We start from the raw sequence: 17,733 nt of genomic DNA, 5'->3' as shown, positions 1-17,733 counted from the left end.
AGAAAAAACGCAAATTAGAACAAGATGAAAAAGTACTTATTATTTTATATATCATTTATTGTCGCATTCTCCAGCTGTCAGAAAGATAAAACTTCGCCAGTTCTGGATGATGTTGACGTCAGATTGGCGGATAGTCTCGCTCAGTATCAATCTACGCTTGCTAGTGCTCCATATGGTTGGAAAGCCTATCTTCTAACTAATATTGATATAGCTGTAGATTTTACGATGAAATTTAATGACAAAAATCGGGTTGTAATGACTGCTGAATATGGGGCCGATGAGGAAGAAAGCTCATATAGACTTAAAGCATTGCAACGTCCGACTTTGCTGTTCGATACCTATTCAATATTACATGAGCTTTCTGATCCCAATCCCAATGTGTTAGGAGGAGGGGTCGGAACTGGTTATAAAGCAGATTTTGAATTTGCACTAATTTCAGCTACCAAAGATAAAATTCTCTTGGAGGGTACTTTCAATAAAAGTAAACTGATTTTGATTCGGGCAGAATCAAAAGATGATTTGGAATCAACCTATAACAATACGAGTTCCATGCAAGGTAAACTGTCTCAGATACATACCTATTTTAAACGTACTGAAATCGGAGGGAAGAATTATGAAGCTAAGATTGATGTAGGAAATAAACGTATCAATTTTATTTCTGCAGAGACCGGTGATAATGTGGGAAGTAATTTTTATGTCGTCAAAAATGAAGTTAAATTTTTTAATCCAATAGTGATTGGTGCGGATAGCATTGTAAGCCTTTCAAATGTGAAGTATGATCCTTCTGGCTTTTTGTCGGCAAGTTCTGGGGCTTTAAATCTGAAGATTACTGAGTCTATTACGCCAATGAATTATGATAAGACAGCAGTAACGCGTTTTTGGAGATCTGATCGCCAAATTTCCTTTTCGGCTTGGGTTAAAGATGGTCAAGAAGATTATTTAAATGACAATAGTGTGTCCTTAGGTACAGGAATGAACAGAAGAATTGCCTGGTTGGATTATGGTCCCGGTTATGATTTGCTTGGATATGCTCAAGGCAATTCGTTATATTTTGGTACTGCCATTGCTAGTACGATTGACTTACAAACGGGGCTTATTAAGTATCAGTATGTAGGAGCTTTGGGAACCATTCCAGCAGCTTATAGAAATATAATTTTACAAACAGCACTCGATTTTACGGATCCAAAAGGATTATATGTTATCGAAACAGCGCTAGGACAATATGATTTAGTAACTGTATCAGATGCGCGAAAATGGATTAGCTTCGGACAGTAGTCAATAATTTTTCAAAATAGTTTGAAATCTGTGTAAGAAAATTTTAGTATGAAAAGGAGATACATATTTTGTGTATCTCCTTTTGAATGACCTAGGGAAGAATAAATAATAGCTGTTAAAACTAATTAATAGATTTGAATCATGTATCGGAAAAAAATAATAAACGGCGATAATTTACCAAAGTTGGTCCGCCTTCTTTCACAGATTGGACTACTATTCACCGCCTTGTTGATTGCACATTATTCTACACATCAATATCTTCCAGATTGGATCAATATAATTATTTCTTTTATTGTTGAACTTTTTACCATTCCATTGATGATGATGGTCTTATTGATTTGGATGATATCGCTTTTTTTTCTTGTTTTCAAGAAAATGTATAATGCTGATTGGATCATGAGTATTCTTTATTCTTCAGCGACTATTATCTTAGTGTTGGTTGGAGATTCTTTGGTGTAAATAAAGTTTTGGGTTAATTAGTTTTGGAACGATTGTTTTTTTTGTTTGTAGCATTTCCCCCGATTTGATTGGGCCTGAAATTCTGCCTTTGGTGAACTTGCTAGCATTTAGCTGTCAGAAATTAAAATAATTGATCCATTAAAAAACTATTAGCAATGAAAAAAGTCTTTAAAACGCATATAAATTTTGGAAGCTACGTTTGGGGAATAGTCGTGATCATATTTATTGGAATATTGTTATTTGAGCGACTTGAAAAAGGACTCTATATCGGCACATTACTCTTGTTTGGCATATGTCTATCAATCTGGTATTTTACATTTTTTTTTAAACGCTATTGGATTGAAGGTCACCATCTTTTCATTAAGACGATCTCTGGTGTAAGATCGATAGATATTAGATCTATACACAAATTAGAAACAAATAAGGTTGACTGGTTTGGATCAATGGGCTTTACAGTTTTAAAACCTTACAGAAGAGGAATGGTCTTACGTTATAATGTGGTTGACCACGTATTTGTTGATCCAGAAAATGCTACCGAATTTATAAATGAACTAAAACAGATTACACCGAATATAGATGTTGTACAAGGTAAATAGTCTATAGTTTTGAGCATACTTTATTATACTATTTCGGTCCTTTTATCCGAATTTCGTGTCTTCTATCGTACTAGCTTACTACTAATTTATTGTTATATATAGAAAATTGTAGATAATTAATGGGATATCCGTTGGATATAGATAAGCGGGAAGTGTCTTGTTACAATTACAACTCTAGCCTCGGGAACGATCTCATTTTATAAACTGCTCTATTTTTTCCGTTTTACTTCCCCTAAGGCAATTAGCTTTTATTTTTTTGATCTGTTTTTTTAGATTTACATGGACAAAATATGGTTTCAATTTTTCCTTGCTAACTTTTTTTTGCAGAAAATAAAAAATATTAAGCATTTTTACGACGCAATTATTAAGCATCCTGATCAGATGTACTTATATGTCCTAAAATTTCCACTATGAAGTACGATTTGTAGTTTGGAAGATATCTAACTATGCAGAAGGAAGAAATATTATTTAAAACACACTATAATGGGCTTTGCCACTTTGCCTGGAAAATTGTCGGAGATTTAGCTGTCGCGGAAGATCTGGTGCAAGATTCCTTCATCGCTTACTTTAAAAATACAGAACAGGTCAGTGATAATGATATTGCTATAAAAAACTATTTGTATAGTGCTGTCCGTTTTGCATGCTATAATCATATTCGTCATGAGAAAGTGCGGCAAAAATATTGGAATGTAGTCGGTTTTACGGAAGAGGATAATATCGCCCTCGAATTAAATATGATTCATAGTGAGGTTATTCAAGAAATTTATAAAATTATCGAACAAATGCCTTCGTCATGTCAACAGGTGTTTCGTCTTGGATATTTGGAAGGTTTATCAAATCTTGAAATAACCGAGGAACTGAAAATTAGTGTTAATACCGTAAAAACTCAAAAACAACGCGGTATGAAAATGCTTTTAAAACGACTAAATCCTGAGTTTTTGCCGTTTATTATATTTTTGTTAAAAAATATTTAAGTTCTTGTCACCCTTTTACCTGTCTTAAGTTTCTTTATTCTACAAAATGATGGAAAACTCAGGACATATCTCCCGTCTGCTTCAAAAATTTCTATATGGTCAGTTGACCGAAGAGGAGAAAAATCAATTTGAAGAATGGCTACAAGCTAGTGACCATAATAGACGGCTTTTGGACTCATTTCAAAAAGCGAAGAATATTGAACAAGATCTAGCTATTGTTGGGCAGTTAGATGCAAGTAAAGCATGGGATAGACTAAGTAACAAAAATAATAGATCGTACAATAAATGGTTTATTGGTATTGCTGCCTCACTGGTGCTATTATCTAGTTTCTTCTATCTATGGTATAGCCAAATGGAAAGAAAAGATAATGATGGTAGCAGCATTTCGGCTCTAAACCTAAGTCAAGATGTAGCGCCGGCGAAAAGTGGAGCTGTTTTACGTATGGCAGATGGCAAAGAAGTTAGGCTAAACAATACTAAACCGAATGGTTACAATAGCGATAAAACTTTTGTATGGAATGCTGCAGAATTGATTGTTAAAAATGGCAAAAATAAGCTCGAATCTTCCCTGAATTCTTTAATTGTTCCGCGGGCTAGTTTTTATAAAATTACATTGAGTGATGGTACTAAAGTTTGGGTGAATGCGCAGTCTAATCTAACATTTCCAGCACAATTCTCAGCAAATGAGAGGAGAGTACGTTTAGAAGGCGAAGCCTATTTTGAAGTGGCACATAATCCTAGCAAACCTTTTTTCGTTGAATCAAAAGCTGGTGAAATTAAGGTTTTGGGAACTCACTTTAACGTTTTTGCTTATCACGATGACATTCGCGCAACATTAGTTGAAGGAAAGGTTGAAGTAATACAGAAGGATAATAAGCTTGAATTAAATCCTGGAGAATTTGCCTCGCTTTCGAAAAATAACCTGATAAAAGGAAAAGCTGATATATTGCAAGATTTAGCTTGGCATAATAATGAGTTTTATTTTAAAAAGGAAACCATAGTAAATATTGCCCATCAACTTTCCCGTTGGTACGATCTAGAGGTGAAATTTAGAGGTAATGTTAAACTTAATAAAGAATACAGCGGCAGCATACAGCGAGATGTAAAACTGTCACAGGTATTGGAAATGCTCTCTTACGTCAGTGATCTTAAATTTGAGATTCGTGGAAAAGAGTTGATTATCGAGAATAAAATTTAAATTGTTTAAATAGACATAAAATTAATTTGCCAAGGCTTATGATATAACTTTACTACCGAATCATTAAAATGCCCCCAAAAAGAGAACAGGAATGTTGGCGCATCCCTGTTCAGAAATGTGATCAAAGGGCTCATAACTTTTTAAAGTGAACTATTAATTACCTAATTAACCACAAAATGTAAATGTATGAATAACTTACCATTAAGCAAAGCCTGGTCCTTGTTACCTCAAGACCATCGGTTTTGCAAACCCTTACGTATTATGAAAATTAGTACATGCCTTTTATTCGCATTTGTAACAGGTGTCCATGCAAAAGGAACAGCACAAAAAGTTACATTGAAAATGAGGAATGCACGGATTGAGGAGGCGCTTTCTGCGATCTCTAAACAATCCAACTTACGCGTTCTCTATAGCGAAAACCTAAACGCTAAATCTCGTATTACAGTCGACCTAAAAAATGCGTCTGTCGAAGAGGCGTTGAACTCGATACTAAGAGATAAAAATATCGAGTATAAGATTATAGCAAATACAATTTCCGTAAACAGTAACGAAAAGAGCGAAGTTTCAGAGAATATGCAACAGTCTGTCACTGGAACCGTTAAAAATGCTAACGGGAATCCTTTGGCCGGTGCTACAATTACGGTTAAAGGTACCTCCATTTCTACCCAAACTGATGCAAATGGACATTTTAAGATAAACGCAGGCGGAAATTCAACATTAGTTGTTCGTTATGTTGGATTTAGCAATACTGAGGTTGAAGTCAATAATAGAAGTGTAGTTGCCATTATACTAAATTCTAATGAGAAGCAGATCGATGAGGTTGTTGTGACAGGTCTTGGAGCTAGGATCGACAAGAGAACTTTTACAGGTGCTACCGCTAAAGTCAATATGAAAGATATTGAACTAGGAGGACTTCCTGACCCTTCGAGAGCTTTGGAAGGCCGTGTTGCCGGTGTATCAGTACAGAACACAACTGGAACATTTGGATCAGCACCAAAAATCAGAGTTCGTGGGGCGACCTCGATTTATGGTAGTTCAAAACCACTTTGGGTAGTCGATGGAATCATAATAGAGGATGTGGCGAATGTTTCATCGGATGATCTTTCTTCCGGAGATGCATTGACGTTGATCAGTTCTGCCGTAGCTGGATTGAATGCGAACGACATCGAGTCTTTCACCGTTCTTAAGGACGGTTCAGCGACATCCATTTACGGTGCTCGGGCGATGGGTGGTGTTATTGTTATTACAACAAAAAAAGGAATTGCCGGTAGAAATTCTGCAAACTATGTAGGAGAGTTTACATCCAGAGCTATTCCTTCTTATAATAATTTTAATATCATGAACTCGCAAGAGCAAATGGCTTTCTATCAAATACTTGAACAGAGAGGATGGCTTACAATGTCCGATGTGGCAAATAGGTCCGAATCAGGAGTGTATGGGAAAATGTATCAGTTGATCAAAGCGGGGCAGTTAGAAAATACACAGGAGGCAAAAAACGCCTACCTAAGACAAGCTGAATACCGTAATACAGACTGGTTTAAACAGTTGTTCAGCCGGACAATCATGCAAAATCACTCGGTCAGCCTTTCTTCTGGTACAGATAGAGCACAATATTATACCTCTATAAGTGGTGTTTTTGATAATGGCTGGACGCGCAAATCGGATGTGAAGCGCTATACCGGGATGTTTAATGCATCCTATAATTTGTTCGATAACCTAAAATTGGATTTAAGAACAAATGGTTCTTATAGGGATCAAAGAGCACCAGGTACGATAAGTTCATCAGTGGATCGGGTCTCGATGGAAATTAAGCGAGACTTTGATATCAACCCATATACCTATGCATTAAGGAATTCTCGTACCCTTGATCCTAACGAGTTCTATACACGGAATTATGCTCCATTTAATATCCTACATGAGTTAGACAACAATTACATGGATATCAATGCTGCTGATATAAAATTCCAGGGAGAATTAAAGTGGAAGCCCATTAAAGCACTTGAACTAGGGTTATTAGCTGCAACACGCTATCAACAAACTTCGCAGCAGCATTATATCAAGGATCATTCGAATCAGGCATTAGCTTACCGATGGATGCCAACAACATTTATTCGTGATGCAAATCCTTTCTTATATACTGATCCAAGTAATCCTTATGCTGTTCCGGTTTCTGTGTTGCCTGCTGGAGGTATATATAATCGTACAGACAACAAGATGTTTACCCGTGATTTGCGCTTTACTGCAGCTTATGATAAGACATTCAATGATATCCATAAGTTATATGTATTTGCGGGAGCCGAATCTAATTCTGTAAATCGTAATCAAAACTGGTTTAGAGGTTGGGGCTTGCAATATGATCTAGGAGAGATTCCATATATTGATTACACCTTATTTAAGAAAAATCAAGAAGAAAATGCTGATTACTATTCTATAGATCGTAAAAAGAACGGTGATGTGGCCCCTGCGCGAAATAGACAGGTTGCTTTTTATAGTACAGCAAATTATACATTTGACAACCGCTATACTGTTAACGGAACATTTCGTTATGAAGGTACAAATCGCTTAGGACGTACAACATCTGCGCGTTGGATGCCTACATGGAATGTATCGGGTATGTGGAATGTAATGGAAGAGGATTTCTTTAAAAACTTGGAGACGCCTTTTTCAAACCTTAGTTTTAAAGGTTCCTATAGTTTGACTGCTGATAGAGGGCCAGACTTTGTAACCAATTCGAAAATTATCATTCAAAGTTATAATCCATGGAGACCAAGTACAGCTGATAAAGAAACTGGTCTTTCTATTTCGGATCTTGAAAACTCTGAGTTGACCTATGAGAAAAAGCACGAACTCAATATTGGTACTTCAATTGGTTTGTTCCGAAATCGTATCGCCATAGATGTGGATTATTATAAACGTAAAAATTACGATCTTATAGGCATAGTCAATACCCAGGGATTAGGAGGAGAAATCTTGAAGTACGGTAACGTGGCAAATATGGAATCTAATGGTATTGAGTTTAGTTTATCTGCTACAATATTGAAAAAGGAGCATTTCTCTTGGGTATCGAATTTCATCTATTCAAAGGCGAAGAATAGAATTACTTCATTGGAAAATAACAGCAGAGTTTCTGATTTAATTGCGCTAGGTGGATACGGTGTAGAAGGTTATCCGGTACGCCCCTTATTCTCTATTCCTTTCAACCGTGTTATTGAAAACGGATTACCACTTTATAATTACATCGATGGCGCTGAAACAACTACAGGTGTCTATTTTCAGGATAGGAATAATATTGGGTTCTTAAAGTATGAAGGTCCTACTGAACCAACAGATATGGGTAGCTTTGGAAACGTATTCTCTTACAAAAATTTTAAACTGAATATATTTCTTACCTATTCTTTTGGAAATGTCGTACGATTGGATCCTGCGTATAAAACAGGCTACACAGATCTAGATGCCATGCCGAGAGAGTTTGCAGATGCCTGGACAGTTCCTGGTGAAGAAGCGCTCACCAATATACCTGTCATTTTGGATTCTCGTTTTATTCGAAATAACAGTCAGTATCGGTATGCGTACAATGCCTACAACTATTCTACAGAGACTGTTGCAAAAGGTGATTTTATTCGCTTGAAGGACATATCATTAGCTTATGAATTACCGAAACATATTGTTAAGTCCTTAAAGATGTCTAATCTAGGTGTACGTTTCAATATGGTGAATCCATGGTTGATTTATGCAGATAAGCGTCTAAATGGACAGGATCCAGAATTTGTTAATTCTGGCGGTGTAGCTTTACCAATTGCAAAACAATATACATTAACCTTAAAAATGGGATTTTAGCATATGAAAAATAGACTATCATATATACTGATTTTTGCCGGTTTAACGGCGATGGGCCTATCGTCATGTAAAAAGTACCTTGATGAATTGCCAGATAATAGAGCCGAGTTGAATACCACAGACAAAATAGGTAAAATGCTTGTAGGGGCTTATCCTAGCAGCGCTTACGTTGTTGTAACTGAGTTGTCTTCAGACAATGTAGATGATGTTGGTCCGGTATATTTAAACTATCCAAGATTTATAGAAGAAATCTATAAATGGCAGGATATATCGGAGACGAATAACGACGGCATTGAGCGCATCTGGGGTGCATGCTATAGTTCAATAGCCAGTGCCAATGCTGCCTTACAGGCAATTGAAGAACAAGGAAATCCTGCTAGTCTCAGTGCACAGAGAGGGGAGGCATTGTTGGCTAGAGCCTATAATCATTGGATACTTGTCAATGTTTTTGCTCAGAATTATTCAAAGACACATGCGACGGCTGACCTTGGTATAACTTATATGACAAAGGGGGAAACTACTTTAAACCCTAAGTATGAGCGTAATACTGTTGCAGAGGTTTACGATTATATTAAAAAAGATGTGGAAGAAGGGTTGCCATTGATTAATGATGCTTCGTACGCGAATTCAAGTGTAGCAAAATATCATTTTAATCGTGCAGCCGCTTATACATTCGCATCTCGTGTTGCTTTGTTTATGGAAGATTGGACGAAAGCAGTAGAGTATGCGACATTAGCTTTAGGTGAAAACCCAGCAATTACGTTACGAGATTATAAGACAATAGCTACTTTCTCAGCGACTTATGCAAACTTTACGCGCGAGTACAATGCGAGTTCTGTTAAAGCAAATTTTCTGATTGCTACCGCATCTTCTTCCATGGGGCAAACGTTTGGAAATTATTCTACAAACAATAGGTTAGCGCATGGTGGCAGTATCGCTATGACAGAAACTGTATTTGCCAAGCAACCTTTTGGGCAGGCCGAGGTCACTACAGATTATAGAATTAAGGCAACGGTATACTCTAGTACAACAACAAATAAGGTTATTTTTCCACATGTAGCGCGTATGTTTGAATACACTGATCAAGTTGCTGGAATCGGTTACACAAAAGGGGTATTTGCACCAATTGTATCGGAGGAAGCCCTTCTTAATCGGGCGGAAGCCAATATTCACTTAAAGAATTATAGCGCAGCAATTAGCGATATGCAAATTCATATCGACAATAATACGATTAATAATCCTCTCAAGATAAGTGAAGCATCAATTAATTCTTGGGCAAACTCATTCAATTATTTTACGCCTACAGCACCTACCCCAAAGAAAAAGTTAAATCCAGAGTTTTCAGTTGAGGCAGGCACACAGGAAAATATGCTTCATGCGGTGTTATCTTTAAAACGCCTACAATTTCTACAAACTGGTATGCGATGGTTTGATGTGAAACGTTACGGAATAGAAATTACAAGAAGGGAGGCACCGGCCGTGTATAAAGGTAATTTAACATATACTGTTACAGATAATGTACTTACTAAGCGTGATAAAAGACGTGCTATCCAGTTGCCGCAAGATGTTATTAATGCAGGTTTAACTCCTAATCCTAGATAATATGAAAAACAATACCCTATTAATATCAATATTATTATCCTTTAGCGTGATGTTTTCAGGCTGTAATAAAGAGGATAAGTTGGATTCGAAAAGTGTTTTTGTGGATTCAGAGATCCCGAAAAATGCTTTAGACAACTATTTATACAACAACTATACGAAGCCTTATAACGTACAAATACTTTATAAATATAATGACAACGAATCCAATATGACTTATCGATTGGTGCCAGCTCCTTATGATGCTTCTATTCGTTTGTCAAAACTAATGTTGTTTTTGGTAATGGATCCGTATAGTGAAGTAACAGGAAGTACACAGTTTTTAAGAAGTAATTTTCCAAAGATCATTACTTATACAGGTTCTGTACCAGTACAAACAAACGGTGTCATTATACTAGGTACAGCTGAATCCGGCACAAAAGTTTCACTGTACAATTTATTGGAGCTGAATGAAACTACTGGTAAAAACTCCCAGTTTTTGACTAACGGATTCTTTAAGACAGTACACCATGAATTTCAACATATTTTAAATCAAAATAAACCCTATCCGAGCAATTTTAGAGAAATTTCGGGAAGTAACTATATTGAAGACGAGTGGAATACAAAATACCCTAATAATACAGTCGGAATTGGCTCCGCTATAGCAGCAGGTTTTATATCACCATATGCATCTAAGGCTGATACGGAAGATTTTGCTGAACTGTATTCATTCTATGTTACACGAAGTCAGGCTGATTTTGATGCGATGTTGAATGTTGAAAATTCGACAGCAGCGGGAAGGACATTGATATTATCAAAATTGGCTATTGTAAAAAGCTATATGAAATCCGAATGGGGAATAGATATGGACATTTTACGGGCTAATATTATTGCCCGTTATCCTAAACTTAGTACGTTTGATCAAACAACTTTAAATTAAGAAAAATGAAATTAAAACTATTTATATTCGCAATAGCCATTTTATCTTTGAGCGTAAGTTGTGAAAAGAAAATGGATCGAATCTTTGATGAAAGTCCGACTGATCGTTTAAATGCAAGTGTATCCAATGTATATACAACGTTGCAGGCTAATAAAGATGGTTGGATGATTAAATATTATCCCAGTAGTGCATTTGAATTTGGTGGTTATACATTATTTGCAAAATTTACCAATTCGGTAGATGTGATTGTTGAAGGTGATATGACGACTTTGGCGGCACAGACTAGCACTTATACAGTGGTGCCAGGGGCCGGACCAATTTTAACGTTCGACACCTATAATCGTATTTTCCATTATTTTGCTTTGCCAGGGTATTTCAATAAATCAAGTGCATATCAATTACCTGGTTTCCTAACGGCGCAAATCGGTTCCGTTAATGAAGGAATGAAAGGCGAAAATGATTTCTTGGTAACAAAAGCATCAGCTGATTCCATTGTTATGGAAGGTAGAAAGTCGTATAATAAGGTTGTGATGGTTCCAATCAAATCTTCAGAGGCTACCACAATTGTTGCAACATATCGTTCTGCACTTACAAAATTCCATGCCTTTTCAAATTATAAATTCGAAGTGGGAAATGAATCTTTTCCTGCAACATTTGCAACAGCGGCAACGAAGAGAGCACTATTGATTGCTGGAAATTCAAAACCATATGCCTATCGTTATACTCCTACTGGACTTGAATTTTACACAGAATATGACGTCAATGGAGTGAAGTTTAGAGAATTGAAGTATGTAGAACCAACAGGTAGCTATGCGAAAGGATACTTTACCAATGATGCTGGAACAATCAAATTAGTTCCACAAAGCTAAAATCTATTATATTCAGAATAGTTTCTTAAGTTTATGTAATTATAACCCTCTCAAATGTTTTTGAGAGGGTTTTTGTCATTCCGATGATAGATGTATGCACTATTACCTTTCGATTAAAATCCTTCTTGCTATCTACGCAAAGTTAACTTACTATTATGCTTTTGTAAAATAGTATGATTGCACTTGCCGTAAGAGATTGAGATAGTAAAATATAGAGAAAGTGTATGGTCGATAAGAAAATATGGGCATTGCAGAAAAGAAAATAATAGCATAACTTAGTATGTAACCTATTTTGTGAAATTTAATTATAATGAGATACATTATTTCCCTATTAATTCTTCTTATACAAACTGTTGCCATTCAAGCGCAGCAAAAAAGCAGACCATTCGAATTTAAGAAACCGAATAAAGTTGTTGAACATCCTAAGTATGGCAAAATAAGCCTATACGATGCACGAGAAATAAAAGATAACCTCGGTGTCATACAAGTAGGTATGCTCAACGCAAATAGATTTTTGGTGGCTGAGCCATCATTGGAAAAGCAGCTACAAAACCAATTAGAACAAATGACATCAGGCCATAAAGCTGACGGCGAATTATTGATGCGGTTGGAGAAATTCTGCATTGCCGAATTGACGGGAGCTTTTTCTGAAAAGGGATTTTTGGATTTTAGAGCAATCTTATTCTCAAAAAGAGCGAATGGAGAATATTTACAGCTAGCCCGAGTTGATACAGCTATCATCGTTAAAGGGATGGATGTAACCAAAGCGACTTTGGCACGTGCTAGCGACGTCGTCAATAATTTGATCAGTGATGCGTTAACCAAAGAAGGCGATACCACAAAACCTTACACGGTAAGTGAAATTGAAAATTACGATTCTATTCAAAAGAGCCAATTGACTTTATACAATGCGACCACTTATAAAGATGGACTTTATCTTACCTACGAAGAGTTTGTGCGTCAAAAACCTTCAGGTGGGCCTGCACAATTAAAAGATGGGGATTTATATTTGGGATTCTTTAAAGAAAATGAAAAAGGTAAACTTAAAAAGTTAAATGCAAAAGATTATTATGCAGTGGTGTATAATGGTAACCCTTTTATTTTAAGTCAAGATCAATTTTATGCGTTAATCAAAGAGGATGACGATTTTATTTTTGTCGGGCCTGTAAAGGAAACTGCTTCTGCAAGCAACGTCGTTGCGGCTTCCGTGCTGTTAGGTGCGGTAGGAGGGATGTTGGTATCGGGACCTGAAACAAACTACTACACGCAGAAACTTGATTATGTTAACGGTACTTTTATTCGAATGAAATAGATAGACATGAAAAATTATATGGACGCATTTGTTTCTATCAATGTCTTGACATAATTTACGGGCTAATAAATTGTACGTAAATATTCTTGGGTATGTGCTATAGGAGAGCTAGCGAATTAAGTACAACCTCAGTTTTCCACATGATGTTAATAACGATGTGGAAAACACATTTCGCACTTGTATTGAAAATTGCAAATTACAATCCCATACATTGTGCTCCAACGATACCATCATGCCTTTTATTTCAATTTCAAAGAACAGGAATTCGATATTGTCCACAATCAGTACCCGATTTCAGTTAAGACGATCAGCATTCCGTTCAACGAATTTGTTGGTACTCTATTCCACTGGGATTTAAAATCATATATTCTAACTGCATTTGGTCAATTTTTTTACCAATTGATAGGAAAAATAATCCTTTACCATTGAGTGTACGCTATCCGTTCAGTTACTTTTTATTCACCGCTCCTTTACTACTATTTACCGACTTTTTCATTTTGTTTATCGAAATGTAATAAAATAGGATGCTGCGTTGTCTTACTTTTGAATCAGAATCTTAAAGGAAATGATGCAACATAATCAAGATCCTTACGACAATAAGAAAAGAAACAAAAAACTAACACTATAAAGTACAATATTATGAAAACTTTAGTAAAGACATTCGCAGCAGCAGCATTGATTACAATATCAACTTTCGCAGTGGCAGCTACCGATCCTGGAAAAGCATTGAACCTTTCCACAGCTGATCTGGCCATCGATAGTTATGTGTCCGTAATGACGGAAGGTGCTTCTCAGGGCATAGAAAAGTTATTCGCTCAGGAGTTTAATCAGAAAATTCAAGGAAAATCAGTTCGTACCAACAGCCGTTCGGAAGTAATTTCATTCCTCAAGAAACAAAAAGGTGAAAAATTGAACTGCAGTACGCATACTGAAGTTCTGGAGGAATCTGAAAACTATATGGTAGCACGTATCACCATGAAGTTTGACAATTTCATCAAAACAGATTTAGTGACATTGGTCAATGAATCAGGAACCTGGAAGGTTGCAAGCTCCGTAAACTCGTATAAATAGAAACTGTTTAATTAAATTCATATGTTTATTTTGGCCACGTCGGGATGATGTGGCTTTTTTTGTTGTATTAAGCACTTGAAAAGTGCCAAAATTATTCATAAGCCTTTTATCAGAAGTAGTATATCTATTCTGTTGAGCTCCTATCGTTGATTTTATACTGTGTAAAAGAAAATAGGATTTCTTTATGGGAGCACAATTGCTCTAGTGCTTCTATGAGGGTGGCGTTTAGTTATAAGATTATGTTGTTCGTTCTACGGGTAAAATGAGTTATCAACAATGTTATTAACATTGTGTGGATAACTAAAATCACTGTTCTATCGTACATCATGCAATGACTATAAAAATTATTTAACCGATTATTGTTTTAATTGTCTTTGATATTTCCTATTATTGCTGCTATACAAACTAGTATTTATGAAGGGTTATTTAAGTTTTTGGGCGTCGTTAGTCTGCTTTTTATCATTTAATTTGTGCTTATCAAACCTTTATGCTCAGGTTTCTTTTACCAGCTATCACAAGAGAAATGATACCGAAACAAAGCATCTGGATTCGGCCTATTACACACGGACAGTTCATGTCGATGCCGCTGGGAAGGATAAGGTGTATCGTGTCGAAGAATTTTATACGCGTAACGACTCCATTAAACTCAGTGTCATCAGTACAAATGCGCTTTATCCATTTAAATTTCGCGGGCGAAAATATGAATTTTATGAACAGGGGACGATACGAAGTATCGAGGACTATAGCGACGATAGCGCGCTTGTAGATTCTGCTTTTTACTTTTATCCAGGTAATAAATTGGAAAAAATTGTTTTTTATCCGAGCAATTCAGTTAAAAAGGGAAAACTGAAAATAGGAGATCCCATTTACGTTGTGTATTATGATTCGCTCAATAATAAAACACTGGAAAATGGAACGGGTTTTATCCGTTTAGATTATAGCGGGGGTTATGAAGAGGGAGAAATGAAAAATAATTTGCGCGAGGGTGAGTGGAAAGGAAAGTCGGGAAAGGATAGCTTTGTTGAAACGTACACAAATAACCGATTAATTTCAGGCATTAAAACAAAGGCTTCGGGCGAAGTTTTTAAATATGATTCGTCGAACTTTATGAATCCTCCCGATTACCCTGGTGGAATTTCGAGACTAATGGGCTTCATCGCGAGCAATTATGTCTTCCCAAGGGGCGCTATTAGTAATGGGGTGTCTGGCGTTGTAAGGATAGCGTTTGTGGTAGGCAAAGATGGTAACGTAAGGGATTTGGTTGTAGATAATGACCTAGGTTTCGGAACGGGAGAAGAAGGAATTCGCGTGATAAAAAGGGCAGGAAAATGGAAGCCCGGTATACAGCGTGGAGAGGCCGTTAATGTGAAGTATACGCTCCCCATACAATTGCACCTATCAAATTAGGCCTATTTAGCTAGTGAAATTAGCAGGTGGGCAACAGTGATCTTAAAGAGGTGAAATGGCATTCTATAGATATATACATAACTTTAATTACATTAATAAATCAAACTGAAAATGGCTGTCCGATTTTTTTGGACAGCCATTTCTACATATATTATATACGATATATTATTTTTTCAGACCTTCAGCACCTTGTATAATGCCTTCTACTACATTCGGATCCTGTAGGGTAGAAGTATCTCCTAAATTGCTTGTATCTCCTTCAGCTATCTTACGTAAAATTCGACGCATGATTTTGCCTGAACGAGTTTTTGGTAGATCATCGACAAATTGAATAATGTCTGGTTTTGCAATCGGGCCGATAATACGAGAAACGGTTTCCATGATATCGCGTCTGGTCGCTTCAGCATCTGTGTGGTGATTGGCAATCACATAGGCATAGATACCTTGCCCTTTTACAGCGTGCGGATAGCCTACGATTGCGGATTCGACAACGTCAGCGTGCATGTTAATGGCATTTTCAACTTCAGCTGTGCCAATACGGTGACCCGAAACGTTGAGTACATCATCTACACGACCCGTGATTTTGTAATAGCCCTCCGGACTACGGAAACATCCGTCGCCGGTAAAATACATATCCTTATAGGTCGAGAAGTAGGTTTGCCGACAGCGGTCGTGATCTCCCCACGTCGTACGTAGCATACCCGGCCAAGGGAATTTGATACACAGGTTTCCTGTAACATCATTGCCCTCGATTTCTTTTCCATTCTCGTCCATCAAAGCAGGCTGAATACCTGGCATTGGGAACATCGCATAGCTTGCTTTCTCTGGTGTCACGCCCGCCAATGAGGTGATCAAGTGGCCCCCGTTCTCTGTTTGCCAATACGTATCAACAATAGGACAATTATTTTTACCTACTTTCTCATTAAACCAGTTCCAAGCTTCTTCGTTGATTGGCTCTCCTACAGATCCTAAAACACGCAGCGAAGAAAGGTTGTTTTTGTCTACAAATTCGTCACCGAAAGCCATTAATGAACGTAGAGCAGTCGGTGAGGTATAGATAATATTGACTTTAAATTTATCCACAATATCCCAATAGCGGCTCGCATCCGGAAAGGTTGGTATGCCTTCAAACATCAATGAGGTAGCGCCTTGTGATAAGGGGCCGTAAACGATATAACTGTGACCTGTAATCCAGCCAATATCTGCAGTGCAGAAAAATACGTCGTTGGGTTGGTATTGGAACGTGTTCATGAAGGTATAACCGGTGTATACCATATAACCACCACACGTGTGCACCACTCCTTTAGGCTTTCCTGTCGATCCTGATGTATAGAGAATAAAGAGGGTATCTTCGGCATCCATTTCTTCTGCTGGACACGCTGGATTTCCTTGTGTTTCTACTTTCTTGATCTCATCTTCCCACCATACATCACGGCCTTTGATCATCGATACCGGGGTGCGCGTACGCGTTAACACAATGACTTTTTCCACCGTATCACATTGCATCAACGCGTCATCTACAATATTTTTAAGTCCAATAGTTTTATTTCCGCGGTAACTGCCATCTGATGTGACAATCAGTTTGCATTCGGCATCTTCGATACGATCAGCGATAGAACGCGCTGAAAAACCTCCAAATACTACGGAATGAATAGCACCAATACGGGCGCAAGCCAATACAGCAATGACCAATTCGGGAACCATTGGTAAGTAAATACAGACACGGTCTCCTTTTTTGATGTTATTATTTTTAAGTACGTTGGCAAATTGTTCGACCTTTTGCAATAATTGCTTATAGGAAAGAATGCGGTGCGCTTCATTTGGATCATTGGGTTCCCAGATGATGGCTGGTTTATCTCCATTCGCATATATATGGCGATCAAGACAGTTTTCTGTAATATTTAGTTTGGCACCCTCAAACCATTTGACATTGGGTTCTTCAAAGTTCCAATTTAGCACGTTATTCCATTTTCTCTTCCAGAAAAAATGATCTGCAATGCTCGCCCAAAACTCCTCAGGTTGTTCTACACTTCGCTTATATTCACTTTGATATTCTTCAAATGATTTTATTTGTAGGCTCATCGTTATTAGGATTATTATGAATTATTTTAATTTATATTGTTATCGTTGCGAAATTGTTTTTGGTATTTCGATTTCGGTGTACAATTTAGCGGTTTTTGCCCATTTTATCAAAAAAATGATGTTTAATATCATGTT

Annotated in this window: 13 protein-coding genes; 12 read left to right on the top strand and 1 reads right to left on the bottom strand. The window is 37.0% G+C overall.

The window, feature by feature from the left end:
* Window positions 1-24 precede the first annotated feature (24 nt).
* The 12 genes from B2107_RS16990 to B2107_RS16935 all read left to right on the top strand — a co-directional run bounded on the left by B2107_RS16990 (window position 25) and on the right by B2107_RS16935 (window position 15,516).
* Entirely contained in the window at window positions 25-1,275 is a 1,251-nt protein-coding gene (locus tag B2107_RS16990; protein ID WP_293956868.1) for a DUF4302 domain-containing protein, read from the top strand.
* Between the two features lie 141 nt (window positions 1,276-1,416).
* Window positions 1,417-1,734, top strand: coding sequence for a hypothetical protein (locus B2107_RS16985; protein ID WP_293956867.1), 318 nt, complete (start codon window positions 1,417-1,419; stop codon window positions 1,732-1,734).
* Window positions 1,735-1,889: 155 nt separating this feature from the next.
* Entirely contained in the window at window positions 1,890-2,330 is a 441-nt protein-coding gene (locus B2107_RS16980) for a hypothetical protein (RefSeq protein WP_293956866.1), read from the top strand.
* A gap of 446 nt (window positions 2,331-2,776) precedes the next feature.
* Window positions 2,777-3,304 (top strand): RNA polymerase sigma-70 factor, encoded by a 528-nt coding sequence (locus B2107_RS16975; RefSeq protein ID WP_293956865.1) that lies wholly within the window; start codon window positions 2,777-2,779, stop codon window positions 3,302-3,304.
* Window positions 3,305-3,407: 103 nt separating this feature from the next.
* Window positions 3,408-4,502 (top strand): FecR family protein, encoded by a 1,095-nt coding sequence (locus B2107_RS16970; protein ID WP_293956864.1) that lies wholly within the window; start codon window positions 3,408-3,410, stop codon window positions 4,500-4,502.
* A gap of 186 nt (window positions 4,503-4,688) precedes the next feature.
* A complete protein-coding gene (locus B2107_RS16965; protein ID WP_293956863.1) occupies window positions 4,689-8,339 on the top strand; it encodes a SusC/RagA family TonB-linked outer membrane protein in 3,651 nt (1,216 codons plus the stop codon).
* A gap of 3 nt (window positions 8,340-8,342) precedes the next feature.
* Window positions 8,343-9,941: a RagB/SusD family nutrient uptake outer membrane protein gene (locus tag B2107_RS16960; protein WP_293956862.1), complete on the top strand. Its 1,599-nt coding sequence runs from the start codon at window positions 8,343-8,345 to the stop codon at window positions 9,939-9,941.
* Between the two features lies 1 nt (window position 9,942).
* Window positions 9,943-10,857, top strand: a complete 915-nt coding sequence (locus B2107_RS16955; RefSeq protein WP_293956861.1) for a zinc-binding metallopeptidase — start codon at window positions 9,943-9,945, stop codon at window positions 10,855-10,857.
* Window positions 10,858-10,862: 5 nt separating this feature from the next.
* Window positions 10,863-11,726: a DUF4302 domain-containing protein gene (locus B2107_RS16950; protein WP_293956860.1), complete on the top strand. Its 864-nt coding sequence runs from the start codon at window positions 10,863-10,865 to the stop codon at window positions 11,724-11,726.
* A gap of 310 nt (window positions 11,727-12,036) precedes the next feature.
* On the top strand, window positions 12,037-13,038 hold the full coding sequence (locus B2107_RS16945; RefSeq protein WP_293956859.1) for a hypothetical protein: 1,002 nt from the start codon (window positions 12,037-12,039) through the stop codon (window positions 13,036-13,038).
* Window positions 13,039-13,677: 639 nt separating this feature from the next.
* A complete protein-coding gene (locus tag B2107_RS16940; protein WP_293956858.1) occupies window positions 13,678-14,109 on the top strand; it encodes a nuclear transport factor 2 family protein in 432 nt (143 codons plus the stop codon).
* 414 nt (window positions 14,110-14,523) lie between these two features.
* A complete protein-coding gene (locus B2107_RS16935) occupies window positions 14,524-15,516 on the top strand; it encodes an energy transducer TonB (RefSeq protein ID WP_293956857.1) in 993 nt (330 codons plus the stop codon).
* Window positions 15,517-15,681: 165 nt separating this feature from the next.
* Here the strand turns inward: B2107_RS16935 and acs are convergent, their stop codons facing one another.
* Window positions 15,682-17,598, bottom strand: a complete 1,917-nt coding sequence (acs, locus tag B2107_RS16930) for an acetate--CoA ligase (protein ID WP_293956855.1) — start codon at window positions 17,596-17,598, stop codon at window positions 15,682-15,684.
* Window positions 17,599-17,733 lie beyond the last annotated feature (135 nt).

Origin of the sequence: Sphingobacterium sp. UBA7855 (genome assembly GCA_002500745.1) — a bacterium.
Classification (GTDB): Bacteria; Bacteroidota; Bacteroidia; order Sphingobacteriales; family Sphingobacteriaceae; genus Sphingobacterium.
This window is presented reverse-complemented; position numbering and strand designations above follow the sequence as displayed.

What these genes read in the sequence shown, in the direction of transcription:
- B2107_RS16975 (WP_293956865.1), top strand. Translation starts at nt 2,777, where the DNA reads ATGCAGAAGGAAGAAATATTATTTAAAACACACTATAATGGGCTTTGC.
- B2107_RS16980 (WP_293956866.1), top strand. Translation starts at nt 1,890, where the DNA reads ATGAAAAAAGTCTTTAAAACGCATATAAATTTTGGAAGCTACGTTTGG.
- B2107_RS16935 (WP_293956857.1), top strand. Translation starts at nt 14,524, where the DNA reads ATGAAGGGTTATTTAAGTTTTTGGGCGTCGTTAGTCTGCTTTTTATCA.
- B2107_RS16945 (WP_293956859.1), top strand. Translation starts at nt 12,037, where the DNA reads ATGAGATACATTATTTCCCTATTAATTCTTCTTATACAAACTGTTGCC.
- B2107_RS16960 (WP_293956862.1), top strand. Translation starts at nt 8,343, where the DNA reads ATGAAAAATAGACTATCATATATACTGATTTTTGCCGGTTTAACGGCG.
- B2107_RS16965 (WP_293956863.1), top strand. Translation starts at nt 4,689, where the DNA reads ATGAATAACTTACCATTAAGCAAAGCCTGGTCCTTGTTACCTCAAGAC.
- B2107_RS16955 (WP_293956861.1), top strand. Translation starts at nt 9,943, where the DNA reads ATGAAAAACAATACCCTATTAATATCAATATTATTATCCTTTAGCGTG.
- B2107_RS16990 (WP_293956868.1), top strand. Translation starts at nt 25, where the DNA reads ATGAAAAAGTACTTATTATTTTATATATCATTTATTGTCGCATTCTCC.
- B2107_RS16950 (WP_293956860.1), top strand. Translation starts at nt 10,863, where the DNA reads ATGAAATTAAAACTATTTATATTCGCAATAGCCATTTTATCTTTGAGC.
- B2107_RS16985 (WP_293956867.1), top strand. Translation starts at nt 1,417, where the DNA reads ATGTATCGGAAAAAAATAATAAACGGCGATAATTTACCAAAGTTGGTC.
- acs (WP_293956855.1), bottom strand. Translation starts at nt 17,598, where the DNA reads ATGAGCCTACAAATAAAATCATTTGAAGAATATCAAAGTGAATATAAG.
- B2107_RS16940 (WP_293956858.1), top strand. Translation starts at nt 13,678, where the DNA reads ATGAAAACTTTAGTAAAGACATTCGCAGCAGCAGCATTGATTACAATA.